Source organism: Nocardiopsis lucentensis DSM 44048, assembly GCF_000341125.1.
Lineage (GTDB): Bacteria > Actinomycetota > Actinomycetes > Streptosporangiales > Streptosporangiaceae > Nocardiopsis > Nocardiopsis lucentensis.
Genome location: NZ_ANBC01000541.1, coordinates 1 through 3,466 on the forward strand (window position 1 = coordinate 1; position 3,466 = coordinate 3,466).

Sequence of the window (3,466 nt, forward strand, 5' to 3'; positions counted from 1 at the left end):
TTCGCACCAAGCTCCAAGCACCCCGCGGACCGATGTCACCAGCATCACATTTTTTCACACGGAGTTTCGCACCCCGCCCGCCTGGGCAGAGCCGACCGGTCCGGGCGACCCCGTACGACACCCCCCACCGGCGACCAGAGCCCGCCTCCCCGCGTGGAGCGGACGCGGTCGCCCCGGGGAACGCCCCTGCTCCCGCCGCGCACGGAGTGCCCCGTCAGCGCCCGGGAGAGCGCGGGGTGCCGCGTCGCCGCCGCGTTCACGAGGCGACTAGCATCGGGGACGTGAGCACGTCGTTGTCAGTACATACGGAGTCCCCCAGTTCGCTCGACGCCGACGCGGTTGTCGTCGGTTACCACTCCGGAGGCGACGCTCCGGAGCCCGCGTCGGGCGCTCATGACGTCGACGCCGCCTTCTCCGGTGGCCTCGGCTCGACCCTGTCGCTCCTGGGAGCGAGCGGCGAACCCGAGGAGGTGCACACCCTTGCCTCCCTCGGAGCCGTCACGGCCCCGGTCGTCGTCGCGGTCGGTCTCGGCCCGGCGCCCACCGACGGTCCCGTCGACTCCGACATCCTGTCCCGCGCCGCCGGAGCGGCCCTGCGTTCCCTGTCCTCGCGCCCCGAGGGCACCGGCCGCGTCGCCCTGGCCCTGCCGGCCGGAACCGCCGATGAGGCGGCCGCGGGGGCGCCNCGCCTACTCCTTCGACCGGTACCGCACCGGGGAGAAGGCCGCCAAACGCGACGGCCGGACCGTCGACCTGACCGTGGTCTCCACCGCCTCCGGCGCCGCCGAGGCCGTGGAGCGCTCCAGGATCCTGGCCGAGGCCGTCTCCCTGACGCGTGACCTGGTCAACACCGCCCCCGCGGACCTGGTCCCCGAGGACCTGGCCGCGGCGGCCCAGGACACGGCCCGGCAGGCCGGCCTCCAGATCGAGGTCCTGGACGAGCAGGCCCTCGCCGAGGGCGGCTACGGCGGTCTGACCGGAGTCGGCCAGGGTTCGACCAACCCGCCCCGGCTGGTCCGTCTGGCCCACAGCCACCCGGAGGCCGGCAAGACCGTCGCCTTCGTCGGCAAGGGCATCACGTTCGACTCCGGCGGCCTGTCCCTCAAGCCCGCGGGCTCGATGGACTGGATGAAGTCCGACATGGCCGGCGCCGCCTCCGTGCTCGCCGCCATGCGCGCCATCGCCGCGCTGGAGCTGAAGGTCAACGTCGTGGCCTACCTGGCCGTGGCCGAGAACATGCCCAGCGGTACCGCCCAGCGCCCCTCCGACGTCCTGAGCATCTACGGCGGCAAGACCGTCGAGGTCCTCAACACCGACGCCGAGGGCCGTCTGGTCATGGCGGACGCCCTGGTCCGCGCGCACGAGGACGAGCCGGACCTGATCGTGGACATCGCCACGCTGACCGGCGCCCAGCTCGTCGCGCTCGGCACCCGCGTGTTCGCCGTCATGTCCAACGACGACACCGTCCGCGACGAGGTCGTCGCCGCGGCCGGAGCCGCCGGTGAGGCCGCCTGGCCGATGCCGCTGCCCTCCGAGCTGCGCGCCGGCCTGGACTCGTCCGTGGCCGACATCGCCAACGTGGCCGGGGAGCGCTGGGGCGGCATGCTCTCCGCGGGCGTGTTCCTCAAGGAGTTCATCGAGGACGGCGTCAAGTGGGCGCACCTCGACATCGCGGGCCCGTCCTTCAACCAGGGCGGACCGCACGGCTACACGTCCAAGGGCGGAACCGGCGCGGGCACGCGCACCCTGGTCCGCATCGCCGAGGAGTACGCCGGCAAGTAGGACTCGGGGAGGGACGGCGGTCCCGTGAGCCGGAGCGCCGCCCCTCCCCGGTCCCCGCGGACCGGGCGCCGTCCCCCACGTGCCGGTTCCGCGACCCACCACCCGGAATCACCAGCCACTGAACAAGGAGTTCGTTCCCGTGAGTGAGAGCGGCGGCACATTCGACCTCGTCGTCCTTGGCGGCGGCAGCGGCGGCTACGCGGCGGCGCTGCGCGCGGCGGAGCTCGACATGAGCGTCATCCTGATCGAGAAAGACAAGCTGGGGGGCACCTGCCTGCACCGCGGCTGCATCCCCACCAAGGCGCTCCTGCACTCGGCCGAGGTCGCTGACTCCGCCAAGGAGAGCGAGAACTTCGGTGTCAAGGCCACCTTCGAGGGCATCGACATCGACGCGGTCCACAAGTACAAGGACAAGGTGATCAGTGGCCTGCACAAGGGCCTGAGCGGGCTGGTCAAGTCCCGCAAGATCACGGTCGTCGAGGGTGAGGGCCGCCTGACCGGCCCCGACGAGGTCACCGTCGACGGCACCGTCTACAAGGGGCGCAACGTCCTGCTCGCCACCGGTTCCCAGCCCAAGACCCTGGGTCTGGACATCGACGGTGAGAAGGTCATGACCAGCGACCAGGCCCTGGGCCTGAACCGCGTCCCCGAGTCGGTCATCGTCCTGGGCGGCGGCGTCATCGGCGTGGAGTTCGCCAGCGTCTGGCGCTCCTACGGAGCCGACGTCACCATCGTCGAGGCCCTTCCCCACCTGGTCCCCGTGGAGGAGGAGTCCAGCTCCAAGCTGCTGGAGCGGGCCTTCCGCAAGCGCAAGATCAAGTACGAGCTGGGCACGCCGTTCGAGTCGGTCAAGACCACCGACGCCGGTGTCACCGTCACCCTCCAGGGTGGCAAGACCCTCGATGCCGAGGTGCTGCTCGTCGCCATCGGACGCGGCCCGGTCTCCGAGGGCCTCGGCTACGAGGAGCAGGGCATCGCCCTGGAGCGCGGCTTCGTCAAGGTGGACGAGAACCTGCACACCGGTGTGGGCAACGTCTACGCGGTCGGCGACCTGATCCCGACCCTCCAGCTCGCCCACGTCGGCTTCGCCGAGGGCATCTTCGTCGCCGAGCACATCGCCGGGCTCAACCCGCCCGCGATCGACTACGACGGTGTCCCGCGCGTCACCTACTGCGAGCCCGAGGTGGCTTCGGTCGGCCTCACCAGCAAGGCGGCCAAGGAGCGCGGCCACGACGTGGTCGAGATGAACTACAACCTGGCGGGTAACGGCAAGAGCCAGATCCTCCAGACGCAGGGCGCGGTGAAGGTCATCGCCGAGAAGGACGGGCCGGTCCTGGGCGTCCACATGGTCGGCAGCCGCGTCGGCGAGCTCATCGCCGAGGGCCAGCTGATCTACAACTGGGAGGCGCTGCCCTCGGAGGTGGCCCAGCTCATCCACCCGCACCCGAGCCAGTCCGAGGCGCTGGGCGAGGCGCACCTGGCTCTGGCGGGCAAGCCCCTGCACGTCCACGACTGACCGCACCACCCGGGGGCGGGCCGACGCGGCCCGCCCCCGCCACATCCGCGCTGCCCAGTCAAGGCGTTGGGCAGATTCCGCGCCCAGATCCAACGAGGAACCCATGCCGACTTCCGTTTCCATGCCCGCCCTGGGTGAGAGCGTCACCGAGGGCACCGTCACCCAGTG

General features: G+C 71.4%; 1 protein-coding gene and 1 pseudogene. Both read left to right on the forward strand.

Features of this window, described 5'->3' with window-relative positions:
• Positions 1-281: 281 nt before the first annotated feature.
• Positions 282-1,782 (forward strand): annotated as a pseudogene (locus D471_RS35105) (leucyl aminopeptidase).
• Between the two features lie 139 nt (positions 1,783-1,921).
• Positions 1,922-3,298 carry a dihydrolipoyl dehydrogenase gene (lpdA, locus tag D471_RS0118870; RefSeq protein ID WP_017600054.1) on the forward strand — a complete coding sequence of 459 codons (1,377 nt, stop codon included), beginning with the start codon at positions 1,922-1,924 and terminating at the stop codon, positions 3,296-3,298.
• Positions 3,299-3,466 lie beyond the last annotated feature (168 nt).